Annotated in this window: 10 protein-coding genes, 1 pseudogene and 1 riboswitch; of the genes and pseudogenes, 4 read left to right on the top strand and 7 right to left on the bottom strand. The window is 56.8% G+C overall.

From position 1 onward, the window contains the following. Positions 1 to 256: 256 nt before the first annotated feature. Positions 257 to 1,438 carry an acyltransferase family protein gene (locus F1C16_RS12160; RefSeq protein ID WP_185280919.1) on the top strand — a complete coding sequence of 394 codons (1,182 nt, stop codon included), beginning with the start codon at positions 257 to 259 and terminating at the stop codon, positions 1,436 to 1,438. 121 nt (positions 1,439 to 1,559) lie between these two features. Next, entirely contained in the window at positions 1,560 to 2,012 is a 453-nt protein-coding gene (locus F1C16_RS12155) for an OsmC family peroxiredoxin (protein ID WP_185280918.1), read from the top strand. Between the two features lie 12 nt (positions 2,013 to 2,024). Here the strand turns inward: F1C16_RS12155 and F1C16_RS12150 are convergent, their stop codons facing one another. The 3 genes from F1C16_RS12150 to F1C16_RS12140 all read right to left on the bottom strand — a co-directional run bounded on the left by F1C16_RS12150 (position 2,025) and on the right by F1C16_RS12140 (position 6,316). Further along, the gene (locus F1C16_RS12150; RefSeq protein ID WP_258048890.1) at positions 2,025 to 2,231 is read right to left on the bottom strand and encodes a DUF2905 domain-containing protein; all 207 of its coding nucleotides are present in this window, start codon (positions 2,229 to 2,231) and stop codon (positions 2,025 to 2,027) included. A gap of 122 nt (positions 2,232 to 2,353) precedes the next feature. Beyond that, positions 2,354 to 5,458 (bottom strand): glycoside hydrolase family 3 N-terminal domain-containing protein, encoded by a 3,105-nt coding sequence (locus F1C16_RS12145; RefSeq protein ID WP_185280916.1) that lies wholly within the window; start codon positions 5,456 to 5,458, stop codon positions 2,354 to 2,356. A gap of 141 nt (positions 5,459 to 5,599) precedes the next feature. Further along, positions 5,600 to 6,316: a 3-ketoacyl-ACP reductase gene (locus F1C16_RS12140; RefSeq protein WP_185280915.1), complete on the bottom strand. Its 717-nt coding sequence runs from the start codon at positions 6,314 to 6,316 to the stop codon at positions 5,600 to 5,602. Between the two features lie 254 nt (positions 6,317 to 6,570). Then, positions 6,571 to 6,766: riboswitch (cobalamin riboswitch) on the top strand. A 196-nt stretch (positions 6,767 to 6,962) separates the two neighbouring features. On the opposite strand from F1C16_RS12140, the pseudogene metE reads away from it, so the two are divergent. Both metE and F1C16_RS12130 read left to right on the top strand, forming a co-directional pair. After that, a pseudogene (gene metE, locus F1C16_RS12135) lies at positions 6,963 to 9,267 on the top strand (5-methyltetrahydropteroyltriglutamate--homocysteine S-methyltransferase). Positions 9,268 to 9,535: 268 nt separating this feature from the next. Then, complete coding sequence (locus F1C16_RS12130) at positions 9,536 to 10,771, top strand: carboxypeptidase-like regulatory domain-containing protein (protein ID WP_185280914.1); 1,236 nt, start codon at positions 9,536 to 9,538, stop codon at positions 10,769 to 10,771. A gap of 143 nt (positions 10,772 to 10,914) precedes the next feature. Here the strand turns inward: F1C16_RS12130 and F1C16_RS12125 are convergent, their stop codons facing one another. The 4 genes from F1C16_RS12125 to F1C16_RS12110 form a co-directional block, all read right to left on the bottom strand. Next, positions 10,915 to 13,257 (bottom strand): GAF domain-containing protein, encoded by a 2,343-nt coding sequence (locus F1C16_RS12125; RefSeq protein ID WP_185280913.1) that lies wholly within the window; start codon positions 13,255 to 13,257, stop codon positions 10,915 to 10,917. An 80-nt stretch (positions 13,258 to 13,337) separates the two neighbouring features. Further along, positions 13,338 to 13,910, bottom strand: a complete 573-nt coding sequence (locus F1C16_RS12120) for a hypothetical protein (protein WP_185280912.1) — start codon at positions 13,908 to 13,910, stop codon at positions 13,338 to 13,340. A 189-nt stretch (positions 13,911 to 14,099) separates the two neighbouring features. Next, positions 14,100 to 14,714 (bottom strand): hypothetical protein, encoded by a 615-nt coding sequence (locus F1C16_RS12115; RefSeq protein WP_185280911.1) that lies wholly within the window; start codon positions 14,712 to 14,714, stop codon positions 14,100 to 14,102. A gap of 314 nt (positions 14,715 to 15,028) precedes the next feature. Beyond that, complete coding sequence (locus F1C16_RS12110; RefSeq protein ID WP_185280910.1) at positions 15,029 to 16,450, bottom strand: dicarboxylate/amino acid:cation symporter; 1,422 nt, start codon at positions 16,448 to 16,450, stop codon at positions 15,029 to 15,031. Positions 16,451 to 16,457 lie beyond the last annotated feature (7 nt).

Genomic DNA, 16,457 nt, shown 5'->3' with positions numbered 1-16,457 from the left:
AATAATGATACTACTGCCGCCAGTATACAAATCAGGGTAGGGGGTTGCTATTTAAAATACAAGCAAGCCCCTAGCTGTGAGGAGGAACGGATTTCCAATCTACATTTTCACTGACAATAGCGCAAACGTGGCGGCGCATTTGTCGAGGTATCTTATGGCTCTGTAGTGCGTAAACTTGGCTTTATCGGTCGCATGGCTGGAATGCTTGCTGGTAGGTCTTGCTGAAATATCTACATTTAGCAAAACGCCCCTACCTATGCAAACCACTACCCAGGCTGCCACCGCTACCACCGGCGCCCTACCCCTTGCCGAAGCCTCGCAGCCCGGCCGCCTGCTTTCCTTGGATGTGTTCCGGGGCTTCACGGTGGCCGCCATGCTGCTCGTCAACAACCCCGGCGACTGGGGCCACATCTACGCCCCGTTGGAGCACGCGCACTGGAACGGCTGCACGCCTACTGACCTGATCTTCCCGTTTTTTCTGTTTATCGTGGGCGTGAGTATTGCCTACGCGCTGGGCACCGCCCGGCAAGATGCCAGCCGCCACGCGCAGCTGCTCCTGCGCGTGCTGAAGCGAGCGGCCATCCTGTTCGGGCTGGGCCTGCTCATGGCCCTGGAGCCCCGCTTCGATTTTGCCCACGTGCGCGTGCTGGGCGTGTTGCAGCGCATTGCGCTGGTGTTTCTGGTATGCGGGGTGGTGTTCATAAAAACCAATTGGCGCACCCAGGTAGGGCTGCTGGTAGCAGCCTTAGTAGGGTATAATATCCTGATGCAGCTGGTGCCCGTGCCGGGCGTAGGAGCCGCCAACCTAGCGCCGGAGACCAACCTCGGCGCCTGGCTCGACCGCACGGTGCTGGGCGAGGCGCATCTTTGGAGCCAGAGCAAAACCTGGGACCCCGAGGGCCTGCTGGGTACCCTACCCGCCATGGGTACCGGGCTACTGGGCCTACTGGCCGGGCAGTGGTTGCGCCGCAAAGCAGTGCCTGTAGCCGAGCGCATCGCCTGGCTGTTTGTGATAAGCGCCGCCGCCATAGTGCTGGGCCTCATCTGGAACGGATGGTTTCCCATCAACAAAAGCCTGTGGACGAGCTCCTTTGTGCTCTACGTGGGCGGGCTGGGCGGCGCTACCCTAGCGGCTCTCTACTGGCTCTGCGATGTGCAGGGCTACCGGGGGTGGTGGTCGCGCTTTGCGGTGGTGTACGGCGTCAATGCCATTACCGTGTTTTTCCTGTCGGGGGTGGTAGCGCGGTGGTTGGGTATGTGGCAAGTACCCGATGGAGCAGGCGGTACCACCTCGGCGCACCAGTGGCTATATCAGCACTTCTTCGTGCCCTACCTCAGCCCCTTTAATGCTTCTCTGGCCGCGGCCATTGCATGCGTGCTCATCTGGTACGGCGTACTATGGTTGATGTATAAGCGTCAGATTATCATTAAAGTATAACCAACTCGCTGCTATTCGGATGCATTGCTGTATGCCAGGCTCCTACTAGTGTAGGATGGTATGCTTATTTAGACATTACACTGACTTTCAGAAGTATAGTCTTTAACTTTTACTTACCACTATGATAACCACCCGCTCTGCTATAGCCCACTGGTCGGGCACCGGGACCAAAGGCGAGGGGCACCTGACCACCCCAAGCACCGTATTGCATCAGACCCGCTACTCCTACCTGACTCGGTTTGCCGATGGGGTAGGGACCAACCCCGAGGAGCTGATAGCCGCCGCGCACGCGGGCTGTTTCTCCATGAAGCTGGCCTTCGATCTGCAAGCGTTGGGCCTCACGGCTACCGCCATTACGACCACCTGCGAGCTGAGCAGCGAGGAAGGAGAGGTAGTACGTTCGCACTTGCGGGTATACGCTTCGGTGCCGGGCATCACGCCCACCCAGTTTGAAGAAGTAGTGGAAAGCGCACGACAAAACTGCCTTATTTCAAAGGTGCTCAACCTGAACCTCTCCAGCGAGGCCAGGCTGGTAGACGAAGCGGACATAACGGAAGCAGGATTGCCAGGGTAGGATAAAAGCCCGCTAGCTCAGGCGCCGGACAACCCACAGCACCAAGCTGAGTAGCAAGCTGACAACCAGCATAGAAACAAACGGCACATACAACCGAAAGCCGGGCCGCTCCACGCGAATGTCGCCGGGCAGGCGGCCAAACCAACCAAACAGGCTACCGCCGCCCCACCAGATAAAAGCACCCAACAAAGCCAGCCCCAGGCCGAGAAAAACCAGCATTTTACCAAGCTGCGGACTCATATAAGCAGTAATGAAAGATGGTCTGCTCAATATAAACACAATGCCCGTCGGTGAAGCAAAACCGCTGCACCGACGGGCATTACGAATGAAAGCGCACGATGCTATTCTTCTTTCGGCACCGTCGACTCGATGGGTAGGCGCGCCGTTTTGCCTGCTTGCGCCGCCTCAATGGCAATTTGCAGGAACTTGCTGCGTACACTCAGCTCCCCTAGCTTGTTGTTGTTGCGGGTAGGGTACACGCGGTTGGTCAATAGAATGCACACCAAGTCTTCGGTGGGCTCCACCCAGAAGTAGGTGCCTGTGTAGCCGGTGTGGCCGTAGCTCTGTTGGGAGGCACTTTTGGCAGAGTTGATGGTCGGGTCGGCCGTGGGTCGGTCGAACCCCAGGGCGCGACGGTTGTCGGGGCAGAACTGGCAGCGGGTATACTCTTGTAGCGTTTCCTTTTTCAACACCTGCTGACCACCGTAGCGGCCATTCCAGGCGTACATCTGCACCACTTTAGCCAAATCGTTGGCGTTGCCGAACAGCCCAGCGTGGCCCGAAAGGCCGCCAAGTAGGGAAGCGCCTTCGTCGTGCACGACGCCGTGTAGCAGTTGGTGCCTATACAGCGAGTCGTATTCTGTGGGCACAATGCGGCTGAGCGGGAAGCGGCGCGTGGGGTTGAAGGTAAGCGTGGTAGCACCCAACGGCCGGTAGATTTCCTGGGTTAAAAATTGGTCCAGCGGCTTGCCCGACACGCGCTTCACAAACTCGGGGTACATGATAAACGACAGGTCGGAGTAGACGTAGCCTGGCTTCGCGTTCAGCGGCGAAGTACCAATTTCCTTATGAATGCGGTCGGGCATATCCTTGCGCACCCACACGTGCGGGGCCGCCTGAATCGGGAACCGCGCCGACGAATCGGTCCGGAAGTAGCGCCGGCTCATCTCACTGGGCTTCTTGTCTGATACCGTAACGGCGTCGGGGCGCTTGTTGAACAGTTGGTTGAAGAAGCCTTGCGGCTCGGTATACTCTTTCCAAAACGGAATCCAGGCCTTCAGGCGGGCTTGGTGCGTGAGTACGTCGCGCAGCTTGATATTCTCTTTATTAGTGCCTTTGAATTCCGGGAAAACCTGGCCCAGGGTCATCTCCGGCGAAAACTTGCCCTCGTCCTGTAGCTTCATCAAAGCGGGTAGGGCAGCCGTGATTTTCGTGACGGAAGCCATGTCGTACAGGTCGGTGTTGGTGACGGGACGCGCCTTTTGGCCAGCTGTAGGGTAGGTGTGCGTGCCGTAGCTTTTGCGCAACACCACCGTGCCACGCCGGGCAATAACCACCTCTGCGCCAGGAAATGCCTGCGCAGCAATAGCATTGGTAATCAGCGAGTCGATGCGGGTTTCGAGGTTGTTGCTCATGCCCACGGCCTCGGGGTAGGAGTAGGCCAGGCGCTGCCCGCCCTGCGTGGTGAGGCCGGCACCGTACGGGAACTGGTGGTTGATGGTAACGGGTAGGTGCCCGGTGGCGCCCACGCCCCCGAAGATAATTTCGGCGGCTACCTCCTGCGCATTCTGGCTTTCCTGGTAGGCCAGCACCACGGCAGTGGCGCGGTTCAAATCGCGCAGCTTGTCTACCGCATACGCATTGCCAAACACGCTGACCACTACCCGCTGTTTCCCGGTGGTCAGGTCGCGCAGTAGCACATTGGTTTCGGGCGTCACACCAAAGTTGGTGGCAGGTAGGCGGCCCAAGTTGTTCACGCCTACCAGAATAGTGTTGTAAGGCTTCAGCGTCTCACGCATGCGCAACAGCTCGTCGAAGCTGGCAGTGGCGGGCAGCCAGAAGTGCTTGGTGGTAGCATAGTCGGCCACTCTCTTCTGAAAGTAGGTGGTATCGGTGGTGCCGATGGTGAGCGTGGCCACCCGCAACGTGTCGAGGCGTTGCAGGGGTAGGGCTTGCTGTTGATTGCGCAGCACCGTTACGCTTAGCTCCGAGAGGCGGCGCGTGAGGTACTCGGCGTGGGGCGTGTTCAGGTCTTCGTACAGATTCTTCAGCTCCACAGGGCGGTAGTGGTCGAGGCCGGACCACTGCTTGAGGGCCAGTACCTTGCGGCAGCGTCGGTCTATTTCCTGCTGCGTCAGCTCGCCACGGTTGATGGCCTCGCGCACCATGCGCAGGGCCAGCGGAATGTTCTTCGAAAACTCTAGAATGTCGTTACCAGCCAGCAGGGCGCGCACGTCGGCCTCGCCGGGCGGGTACTTGCTGATAACGCCCTTCATGTTCATGGCGTCGGTGAAGATCATGCCGTCGAAACCCAGCTTCTCCTGAAGCAACCCCGTCACGATGGGCTTGCTGAGGGTAGAAGGTAGGCCGGTGCTGTCGAGGGCCGGAATGTTGAGGTGGGCCACCATCATGCCACCCAAGCCGCGCTTAATGAGGCTCTTGAAAGGAAATAGCTCCAGCGTATCAATCCGGCGCTGGTCTACCCGGATGAGGGGTAGGGCTAGGTGCGAGTCGGTGTCGGTGTCGCCGTGGCCAGGGAAGTGCTTGGCCACGGCTAGTACACCGGCGTCCTGCATACCGCGCATGTACTGGTAGCTTTTCTCGGTGACGTCCTCGCGGTTTTCGCCCCACGAGCGGTAGCCAATCACGGGGTTGGCGGCGTTGTTGTTCACGTCTACCACCGGCGCAAAGTTCACGTGCATGCCAATGCGCCTGAACTCGCGGGCAATTTCCTGGCCCATGTCGTAGAGGAGCTGGTTGTCGCGAATGCCGCCCATGCTCATCTGGTAGGGAAACCGGATGGTGCTATCCAGGCGCATGCCCAAGCCCCACTCGCCATCCAGCGCCACCAGCAGCGGCACTTTGCTCTGGCTTTGGTAGCGGTTCAGCAGCTTAGCCTGCCGCACCGGGCCACCCTGAAAGAAGATAAGTCCCCCAATCCCATACTGCTGAATGAGCGCCGACACCGAGTCTTCAAACACGCGGTTGCGGTTGGAGTAGGCGGCCACCATAAACAGCTGCGCCACGCGTTGGTCAGGCGTCAGCGTCGCCATCACCGAATCAACCCAACGCGAACTAAGCTGGGGCGCAAACGGCACCGGCGCATGCAGCGAAGCGGCCGGGGTAGGGGTTTTAGCTTGCTTGCGCCGCCGCTGAGCAGAGACGTCCGGGGTGTGCAGCAGCGTCAGCAGCAGCAACAAGAGCAGTGGAAAACGAGAGGTAGGCAAGGTATTTCGCAACGGGTGAGACACGTAAGTTGCGAAAATAGAGGAATAGAGAAGGAAATAGTTGCACAGAATGCCCTTTTATAAACACAGACCGTCCTCCCGCTGGTCGAAAGGACGGTCTTGTCAAATCCTACCCGTGAGCTACGGATTGGTGCTCCACAAACCGGCTTCCTTCACAAATACCCGGCGGTTCAGCTTCAGTTGGGCAATGATGAACTCGGCCAAATCTTCCGGCTGCATCACTTTCTCCGGGTTGCCATCCGTAAGCTTCAGCTCCTGCGCCAGCGGAGTAGCCACGGTGCTGGGCGTGAGGGCCGACACGCGAATGTTGTGCTTGCGCACCTCCTGCATTAGCGACTCGGTGAGGCCGAGCACGGCAAACTTGGAGGCCGAGTAGGCGCTGGTAGCCGCCGCCCCGCGCTGCCCAGCCGTAGACGAAATATTGATGATGTCGCCGGTCTGGCGCTCAATCATGCCGGGTAGTACGGCGCGGGTGGCATAGTACACGCCCATGAGGTTCACCCGGATAATGTTTTCCCAGGCTTCCGGCTCCTGCTCCAGAAACTTGCCGAACGCGGCCGTACCGGCGTTGTTGATGAGAATATCAATGGTGCCAAGCTGCTGTTGCACCTGTGCCGCGGCAGCTTCTACGGCGGCACGATCGGCCACATCTGCCGTGACAACGGCCGTTTTCACGCCCAGTTTTTCTAGTTCGGCGGCTACTTCGCGCAGGTCGTTTTCAGAGCGGGCCAGCAGGCCCACGTGTACGCCTTCTTGCGCCAGAGCCACGGCTACGGCGCGGCCAATGCCTTTGCCAGCGCCCGTTACCAGGGCAATTTTTCCGGTGAGGTTTTCCATGTGAGTAGGGGGGATAAATAAAAAGAGTTGAGTGGTAGCCTCTGCGCGGTGTAGAGACGCATACTTGCGTCTCGTCGTTGCTGAAGTTGTTTGTATTGGCTGTTATTTAATGATGAAGAGGTGTCGCTCAACGACGAGACGCAAGTATGCGTCTCTACACCGTACGAACGTTGATGAGTAAGTAGCCTTAACCAGCCAGCCGCCGAGTTGTTGCGCCGGAAATTTCGCGTATCATTGCCCCTAGTTCTTTGCAATATCAATTGCCATAGAGGGGTTTTCGGGTAATACCGGAATTAATAAGGAACCGTGTGTGAATCACGGGCTGTCGCGCAACTGTAAGTACCCAAGTAAGTTACGATCCGTAGCACGTCCATTGTTCTGCCAGGCAGAGTGAGAAGGATGATCGTAATGGTACAAGCCAGGAGACTTGCCTTTCTACGCCTTGACGTATGCTTCCGCGCTCTGAAGCAGTAGTCTGGTCAATTGCATACTGCTGTCTTTTCAGGGCCTCCGCGGGGTGGAGGCTGGCGCGTGCGTATGCGCGCCGGATGGTAGGGTGCAGGGTAGGCCATACGCTGTGTTGGGCACGTAACGTACTCGTTGCGAGAACAATAATCAATTTATTGTTCCCTTCAACCCAAGCACTATGCTTACGCACAACCTCGGCTACCCGCGCATTGGTAGCCAGCGCGAACTGAAAAAAGCCAGTGAGAAATACTGGTCGGGCCAGCTGACGCTAGCCGAATTGCAGGCCACCGCCCGCCGCATTGCCCAGCACAACTGGCAGTTGCAGCAAGAAGCCGGCCTCGACCTGATTCCCTGCAACGACTTCAGCTACTACGACCAGGTGCTGGACACTAGCCTGATGGTAGGAGCCATTCCCAGGCGCTACACGCCCGTACTCAGCGAAAATCCGCAGAACACGGCGCTGGATCTGTACTTTGCTATGGCTCGCGGCTACCAACGCAACGGCCTCGACATCACGGCCATGGAGATGACGAAGTGGTTCGATACCAACTACCACTACCTCGTGCCCGAGTTCACGGCCAATCAGGAGTTTCGGCTGTTTTCGGAACACATTTTCGAGCAGTTTATTCATGCCCGCAATACGCTCAGCACCACGCCCAAGCCGGTGCTGCTGGGGCCGGTTTCCTACCTATTGCTAGGCAAGGAAAAGGAAGAGGGCTTCCACCGCATTGAGCTGCTGAAGCGGTTGCTGCCCGTGTACGTGGAGGTGCTAACCAAGCTGCACCAATACGGCGCCACCTGGGTGCAGCTCGACGAGCCCTACCTAGCCCTCGACCTAACACCCGCCGAAAAAGAGGCCTACCTATTTGCCTACGCCAAACTGGCGCGTAGCTGTCCAGGCCTTAAGCTGCTCGTATCGACTTATTTCGAAGGGTTGCGCGACAACGCCGCGCTGGCCGTGAGCCTACCCATCAGCGCCCTGCACGTGGATTTGGTGCGGGCGCCGGAACAACTAACGGCCGTGCTGCCGCTGGTTCCGCAGTGGCTGAGCTTGTCGCTGGGTGTGGTAGATGGCCGCAACATCTGGAAGAACGACTATCAGGCGTCGTTGGCGCTGATTGAACAGGCGGTAGCCGCGTTGGGCACTGAGCGGGTGCTGCTGGCACCCAGTTGCTCCCTGCTGCACAGCCCCTGCGACCTGGACCTGGAAACCAACGACACGACCCTAACGCCGGAAATCAAAAACTGGCTGGCCTTTGCCAAACAGAAGCTGCGCGAGGTAGGGGAGTTGCGCCAGATTGCCGACCACGGCGACCAGAACCTATTGCACCAGAACCAGCAGGCGCTGGAAAGCCGCCGCAAATCGGACCGCATTCACCGCCCGCACATCAAGGAACGCACCGCCGCCGTGACGGAGGCTGATGCCCGCCGCCGGAGCCCGTTTGCGGTGCGGCAGGCCCGCCAGCAGGCCCAGCTACAGTTGCCCTTGTTCCCAACAACTACCATCGGCTCGTTTCCGCAAACCGAGGATATTCGACAACTGCGCGCCCGCTTCAAGAAAGGGGAGCTGACTGCCGAGCAGTACAACGAAGCTCTGCAAAATGCCACTGTCGACGTGATTCGGTGGCAGGAGGAGGTAGGGCTAGACGTGCTGGTACACGGCGAGTTTGAGCGCAACGACATGGTAGAGTACTTCGGCGAGCTGCTCGACGGCTTTTCATTCACCAAAAACGGCTGGGTGCAGAGCTACGGCTCGCGCTGCGTGAAGCCGCCTATTTTGTACGGCGACATCCACCGCCCCGCCGACATGACCGTGGCCTGGAGCACCTTCGCCCAGGCCCTAACCCGGCGGTACGTGAAAGGCATGCTGACCGGCCCCGTGACCATTCTGCAATGGTCGTTTGTGCGCGACGACCAGCCGCGGGCCACCACCGCGTTGCAGATTGCGCTGGCTATCCGCGAAGAAGTGCAGGCACTGGAAAAGGCCGGCATTCAGCTGATTCAGATTGATGAGCCGGCTATTCGGGAGGGCCTACCCCTGCGCCATTCCGACTGGCCCACCTACCTGGCCTGGGCCGTGCGGGCGTTCCGGGTGGCCGCGTCCGGCGTGCGCGACGAAACCCAGATTCACACGCACATGTGCTACTCGGAGTTCAACGAAATCCTACCCGCCATTGCCGAGCTGGACGCCGATGTGATTACCATGGAAACCTCCCGCTCGCAGATGGAGCTCTTGGCCGCCTTCGCCGATTTCCGGTACCCCAACCAAATCGGGCCGGGCGTCTATGACATTCACTCGCCCCCGCGTGCCTAGCACGGAGGAAATGGTAGGCCTACTGGAAAAAGCCCAGGCGCTCCTACCCGCCGAAAACCTGTGGGTGAATCCCGACTGCGGCCTCAAAACCCGCAAATGGCCCGAAACCGAAGCTGCCCTGCGCAACATGGTGCAAGCTGCCCGCCAAGTGCGCGCTGGGAAGAGGTGAAATGGTGAGATAGTGAAATGGTGAGTTTGTCTGTCATCCTGAGCGCAGCGAAGGACCTTATGCCCGCAGAACGAGTCGTTGATAGTCAGCGTGACAAGTTCCTTCACTTTCGCTCCATTGCGCTCAGGATGACAGACAAACTCACCATTTCACTATCTCACCATTTCACCTCTTCCCCAAGGGTGCGGCCCGTATTTTGCGGGGCGGCGTACGGTTGCGCGCTGTATTGGCGTTGTAGCAAGCCGCCGTTCATCCAATCCTTTCTATTTTGGCTAGTTCAAAAAACTTTTCTGCTGCCGTTGCGCGCCTGTCGGCGCTGTTAGGCTTTTTCCTGCTAGTGCTGGGTAGCAGCGCGCAGGCGCAATACCAATTGCGCGGCTCTGTCCTCGATAAAGAAACCAAGGAACCGATTCCCTTCGTGAGTATCGGTATTCCGGGCACATCGTTGGGAACGGCTAGCAACGCCGATGGTCAGTTTTTCCTGAACCTACCCTCATTGCCGCAGCGCGTTGTCTTCTCCGAGATTGGTCACTTGCGTGATACACTGGTAGTTACCAGCACGCAAAAGCCCTTTGAGGTGCTCTTGGGCTCGGCCACTATTACCCTACCCGAAGTGAAGGTAGGCAGCTACGCTTTCCAACTCGTAGACCGTGCTTACCGCCACATGGCCGATAACTACGATGAGAAATTCTACGGCAAAGCCTACTATCGCCAGGTAACGCGCATCGGTGCAGAACCCACCGAGTTGCAGGAAATGATCTGGAACGTGAAGTCCAACAACGCTCGTATTGAAGGAACCACTACGACCCAGGGACGCTTTGCCGCCAAGCAAGCCCTACTCAACTTCACCAACTTTTCCTTCAACACCAAAGGCTACGGCCTCTATAACCCCAACGCAGACAGCACCGTGTCGCTGGCCTTGCTGAGCCCGAATGCGGTGAAAAACTACTACGTAGAGCTACAGGGTATCTTGGAAAAAGGTGATGCCAACATAGCCGAAATTACCTTTGAAACCCGCCCTGAGGTGGAAGGCTACCAGGCCAACGGCACCGTCTGGATTGATACCGATACCTACAAGGTAGTGCGTTTCACCATCACGTCGCCCAACTACACTTCCGCCTCGCAAAACCCGACGTACAAGCTGAAAAACACGCTGCTGACGTTCGATCTGAGCTTCCAGAATACGCCCGACCCCGTGTCGCCGCTCGACTACATGAAGGTGAAGCTGACCGCCGACGTGCTGCGCCCCGGCACGCCCATCACCAAGCTCGATGTGTCGTCGTTCACGTTCTTCTACGACACCAACCGCAAGCCCACCGGCATTGCCTACGAGCGCGGCACCCTGGACGAGAAAGACCGCGAAACTATCCGTCAGGCCAAGTACGACCCTGAGTTTTGGGCCAACAACCCCGTAGTGCAGCGCACGCCGGTAGAGGATGAAGTGATTAAGTCTTTCGAGCAAAAAGGCGCGTTCGGCACTACCATTAAGCCTAAGCGGAAGTAGTAAAACTATAGGACGGACTACAAAACCGCCTGTCATCCTGAGCACAGCGAAGGACCTTCTCACGCGTGAACGACTGACGTAACAACGACTCGTTCAAACGTAAGAAGGTCCTTCGCTGCGCTCAGGATGACAGGCGGTTTGTTTTAACTACTCTGTTCTTCCAGCTTCACCCGCACCCGCAGCGCCAGCAAACCTTTCACCCCTTGCAGTTCTTCCAGCTCTAGCTCCTCAATTTCAGGTTCCAGCATGCCGCGGTCTTGGAGGTAGTCGAGGTACTCCAGGTACTCGTCGGCTTCGCGTTGCTGGGCATAAACCAAGGCAATGCAGCCGGGTTGGGTGAGTCGTTCGCCGGTGCCCAGCACAGTGGCCTTATCAATGCGCTTCTTGATGATTTCGTAGCGGATGTTGTAGGCGCCATCCACGTCAAACTGGCGCTCATCCTGCCGGAAACGAATGGCCAGCGGCTGGCTATGAATCAGAACAAGCTGCGTAGTATCGAGGGGAACGGGTAGGTGCTCTTTGAGGGCGGCAGTGCGGCGCGTAATCTCCACCATCACCAGCAACTGCCACAAACGCAAATTTTTCAGGAATACCAAGTCGAAGGGCTTATTTTCGACCAGCGACGCGCCTACATAGATGTTGTACTCCACGCCATCCGTTTTGAAGCGCTGGAAGTAGTGCGGAAACATCTGCTGGGCCTTTTGCTCTTCCTCGTCGAGGTAGTCGCTCACCGTATCGTTGAGCAGCGTAACACTCCGCTCGAAAGCTTTGCGGCGCTTATAGAGAATGCCCAAAACGGGGTCGATGTTATTCCAATAGTCGGCAATAACAGGACGTAGCTCAAGCGTATTCTGCGCAAAATACTCAAACAGTGGCTCCACTTCCGACTTTAGCGAATCGAAAATGCTCACTTCATCGCCCGAGATAATGCCCTGTTGCAGCCGCTTCAAGTTCTTCTCCACATAGAACTTCAGCTCATCCAGAATAGGCAACTGCTGAAACTCGGAAGCTTTTTTGAGAACTTTGTTGGCCAACGAAAGATGTTCGATCAGGTCGCCCTGCACGGCTTCGTTGCGGGCCGTGCTGCTACCGCGAATATCGCTGGAGCCATGCAAGGGGTACACTTCCTGGAAGACAATATCTTCCATCTCAGCGTTTTTATTGCCGGCTTCTATTTTCTCCAGCAGGTTCAGGGCCGCGTCGTTGAAGCGCCATTCCATGGTAGGGTGCAGCGCCGTGAATTTCTCTTTCACAATGGCCTGCACACGGTTTTGCATATCCTCCGCGTTGCGCTTCACGGCCACCGCAAACAGCGGCACAAACTGATTCACCTTTTCCAGGCTGAACTCATCCAAATCACCCACGTTGGGAGAACCTAATTCCAGCAAACCCACCGTGTCGTCGCCGTAGGGTAGGAGGGCCAGGATGGCGCTTTTGATACCGATGCTGCGAATCTGCTCGCGCAAATCTTCGGGAATATCAGCCGTTTCCACGTTTTCCAGAATCAACGGCTGGCGGTCCTGCAACAGCTGGGAGTAGATTTGCCGGAAGCCCGTGCCAGCCTGTTGGTTGTTGAGCTGCTTGGTGAGGAAGCTATGGTTGATTTTGCGACCAAAATCCACGAAAGCCTGCTTGTTCTCATCGTATGCGGCAATGCCTAGCTGCAAAAACGGCCGCTTAAACAGCACCCGCAGCTTCTCCTGAATCTGCTCCAGCCGGTCAGAGGCCTGTAGCACGTCGCGCTCCAGCAAGTCATACTTCAGTTCGGATAGTATCTCTTGGTCCGTGACGTCTACTAGGTGCAAGATGTTGAAGCCTTCCAACTCAAAGCGCTCGGGCGGCAGAAGCTCCCGCCACAAATCCTGCCGGTGCATGTTGTGCAGCAGCAGGTCAATCTGCTCCTCAGTCAGCTCCGGCCGCTCGCCTACCATTTTCACATTCAGGAAAGTGGAGTTGAAATCGACGCCGTAGTGCCGGTACAGGCCAATGCTGTAATCGGGCACCGTAAATACCAACGTATCATTCTTGGGTAACTCTACATCGTATATTTTGCTCAGAATGAGATGATAGGCCATGCGCGCCATATACACCTCCATATGTCGGCTGTCAATGTTGAGCGGCTGCTTGATGATATCGTTAGCATTCAGCAGCACCTCCCCAAACAAAGGGGTGTAGTAGAAACTACGGCGCTGAAAAGGCGGAATTGCCCCACTGATATCGGTAGAAAAGGAAGCTGGCGGAAATACGGCCATCATCAGCGTTTCTATCAGGTCGCAGCCGCATTCCGCAGCGTTGAGGTCCGTGATGGGGCCATGCGCCCAGGGCTCCTGAGCCACTTGCTCACCAATACTGCGTGCCAGCTGAGCCAGACCAGCGTTTGAGTCGTTTTCCCGGCTTTTCCAGTACGCAATCAGCGGCTCCAGGCTGAGCGTAGTACGGAAGGGGAAAATGGTGCTTTCAATGGGGGAAACGAGTTCTTTCAGCATATAGAGTGTCCGGGGGGTAGGCCATTGGCTACCTGGCTGTACTATAATACGGAGAAATCGCGCAGTTCGCTTATTCCTGCCTATGGTTGCAAGGTGGCGTATCGTCGTTCCGTGCCTTTAGAAGTTAAATTAAGGCCGACTATAGGCACGTCTCCGTTATCAAGATCTATAATCTTCTTCGTGTTTTTATAATATGTGCAGCAGCCATCCTCATCGTTAAATCCACCCTCTAACAGAATGTTATCAACGGTAAAGCTCAAAGCCTTTGTCTTACCAGTGGTATCAGCTGGATTTAGGGTATAAATCTCATAAGTGTAAGCGTTGAGCTTACGGTTAGCCGTGGCTACAAAGGGAGTATTATTACCAATAGAGAGCGTGTCATTGGTGGATGGGCTAATAGGGTTGCTAATTAAGCGAGCCGTATCGCGTACTGGTGTTAGCGAAGTAGGTGCAGGGACAGTGTTAGGGTTGGGCGTAAAGGTGCGGACGATGTACACAGTGGAAATTTCCTGTGGCGTTACCGAAGGCGCAAACTTGAAAAACAACGTATCCGCGTTTCTTTCTCGGTCGTCGCAGGCGACGCTACCGCAGCACGCGGCCACAACGAAAGCAAGGAGGGGAAGAAGCAGCCAGGAGAAGGAAGTGCGTAGCATAACAGGACAAAGATAAGCAGCCAGTGCCGGAAGCCTATGTACGTTACGGGGGTAGGGATTATTGTTTTGCTACCTGACGGCTTTGCGCTTCACTGCGAAACAGGGTCGCCAACAAAGCCAAGTGCCACCACGACGATTGTCGTGGTGGCACTTGAAATACTTTTCTTCCTGATTGTATAGCAGTCGGCTTTAGTACGCCGCACCAACGATGGTTTCTACCGGACCTGTGTGCAGCAATTGCTGGCGTAGCGTGTCGGCATCTTCGGCTAGTTGCGGGCGAATCTGGCTGAGCGCCTGCCGCAGGGCTTCCACATCGGCCAGACGCGGCGCCTTGCTCTGGGAGTAGCCGTGGTACATAGCCACCCGCACGTTCGATTTTCCCGAGCCGGTGTAGGTGCCCAGCACGTGGCCCTGGGCATCCATAATCTGTACTTCGGCCTGAATATCGGTGCAGTAGTTTTCTAGCGGCAGGCCCAGCAGGCTGGGCGTCAGCAGCGTCAGCATCTGAAATGCCTGAAAACCCTTGCCTTTGCGCGTGACATCGGCCTTGGTTACTTGCAATTTTGCGTAGCCGAATACCGTGCTGTCAGTCGGCTCCAGCACATTGCGCTTCATCTCCGTATCGAACAACTTCTCGGGGTCGTCGGGGTAGGCGCCTTCGGTCGCCATCAGCGGGCCTGGGTCCACGGCCAGCTCCAGGGCGGGCAGCCGGTTTTCGATAATATCAACCTCACTTTTAGCCATAATCTGGCTGGCTGAGCGGCAACCGATGAGCAGCAGCGTGAGCGGCAGGATCAAATGCAAAGAGCGGGAAACCAGGGTTGAATGCATAGTCAGGCGGGCGAAAGATCGAAGATAGAAACTCTCTACACACCTTATATGCCAGGACGTTACGCAACCGTTATATTGTTTAATACTTAAAAGTTAATATTAAATAAGTGCAAAATAAAATGTAACTTTTTGGGTGTAAGGTAGGATTAGCATTTTTCACTTCATAGTGCCGAAATTCAAGAGTAATGCATATTCATTTACCTATCAACAACAAAGCAAAACGCCCCTTCGGCCGGTGGAGGAGTCCAGTTGGCCGAAGGAGCGTTGGGCTCTAGTGCAGAATACTTTTAGTGGCCGGAGTGAGCAAGTGTGCTATCGGCTTCGGCCAGTTCCGTTACGGGTTCTGGGGCCACGTAATTGTCGATGAACTCGCCTTCCCAGCGGGCCACCACGGCCGAGGCCAAGCAATTGCCCATCACATTGACAGCAGTGCGGGCCATATCCATCAAGGCATCAATGCCCAGGATGATAAACACCGGCCAGGAGGGTAGGTTGAACGAGGAAACCGTAGCCAACAAAATAACGAGTGAGGCGCGGGGCACGCCGGCTACGCCTTTGCTGGTGAGCATCAAGGTGAATACCATCACCAGTTGCTGTCCAAACGACAACTCAATTCCCGCGGCCTGGGCTACAAAAATGGCGGCTAGCGACAGGTAGAGCGTGGTGCCGTCGAGGTTGAACGAGTAGCCCGTAGGCATCACAAAGGCCACAATGCGGCGCGGTACGCCTACGCTCTCCATGGCCTCCATGGCACGGGGTAGGGCGGCCTCGGAGGAGGTAGTGGCAAAGGCAATACTCACCGGCTCGGCAATGGCGGCCACAATGCGCTTCACGGGTAGGCGCGCAATAAGTGCCACGGGCAGCAGCACCAATAACAGGAAGGCTATCAGGGCTCCGTAGAGCGTGAGCAGCAGTTGAAAGGCATTCACTAGCGGCCCAAAGCCCATTTTGCCCACCGTATAGGCCAAGGCGCCGCCTACCCCAAAGGGCGCAAAAAACATGACCACGTTGGTGAACTTGAACATCACCTCCGACAAGCTTTCCGTCCAGCTAAGCATGGGCTGGCGGTGCTTGGGGTGCACCATGGCCAAGCCAATGGCAAAAATGATGGCAAAAATTACGACCTGCAATACCTGCCCTTCAGCCACCGACTTGGCAATGTTTTCGGGGAAAATATGCAGGATGATGTCGCTGGTGGTCTGGTTGACGGCAGCTAGCTGCTCGGTATCGGCGGCAATGGCACCGCGGTTGATGCCTGCACCAGCTCGCGTGAGGTTGATGGCGGCCAACCCGATAAACAGCGCGAAGGTGGTGACGACTTCAAAGTACACCAGCGCCTTCACCCCCATGCGCCCTACCTGCTTGAGGTCGGCGTGGCCGGCAATGCCTACGACCAATGTGGCAAAAACCAGCGGGGCAATAATGGTTTTGACCAATCGCAGGAAGGCGTCGCTGAGCACTTTCATGTTGACGGCAGCGGCCGGGAAGTCGTGCCCAAACTCGGCCCCCACAAACATGCTGACCACAATCCAGAACGTGAGCGAGCGACGACGGGCCGCCAGTACGCCTAGCGCTACCAGAGCCAACCAGCGCACTAGCAGGGGCACAACCGGAGCCAGCGTGAGCCAGCCGTAGGCTTGCCCGGCCGTGAGCAGCCCGGCCAGTAGAAATAGAACGAGTGTGAGCAGAACCAGCGGAGAAAACTTCATCAGCAGC

The organism is Hymenobacter sp. NBH84 (assembly GCF_014217645.1).
Lineage (GTDB): Bacteria > Bacteroidota > Bacteroidia > Cytophagales > Hymenobacteraceae > Hymenobacter > Hymenobacter profundi.
The sequence above is the reverse complement of the archived record's forward strand: the minus strand, read 5'-3'. Positions and strand labels throughout refer to the sequence as shown.

What these genes read in the sequence shown, in the direction of transcription:
- F1C16_RS12140 (WP_185280915.1), bottom strand. Translation starts at nt 6,316, where the DNA reads ATGGAAAACCTCACCGGAAAAATTGCCCTGGTAACGGGCGCTGGCAAA.
- F1C16_RS12110 (WP_185280910.1), bottom strand. Translation starts at nt 16,450, where the DNA reads ATGAAGTTTTCTCCGCTGGTTCTGCTCACACTCGTTCTATTTCTACTG.
- F1C16_RS12160 (WP_185280919.1), top strand. Translation starts at nt 257, where the DNA reads ATGCAAACCACTACCCAGGCTGCCACCGCTACCACCGGCGCCCTACCC.
- F1C16_RS12125 (WP_185280913.1), bottom strand. Translation starts at nt 13,257, where the DNA reads ATGCTGAAAGAACTCGTTTCCCCCATTGAAAGCACCATTTTCCCCTTC.
- F1C16_RS12150 (WP_258048890.1), bottom strand. Translation starts at nt 2,231, where the DNA reads ATGCTGGTTTTTCTCGGCCTGGGGCTGGCTTTGTTGGGTGCTTTTATC.
- F1C16_RS12155 (WP_185280918.1), top strand. Translation starts at nt 1,560, where the DNA reads ATGATAACCACCCGCTCTGCTATAGCCCACTGGTCGGGCACCGGGACC.
- F1C16_RS12120 (WP_185280912.1), bottom strand. Translation starts at nt 13,910, where the DNA reads ATGCTACGCACTTCCTTCTCCTGGCTGCTTCTTCCCCTCCTTGCTTTC.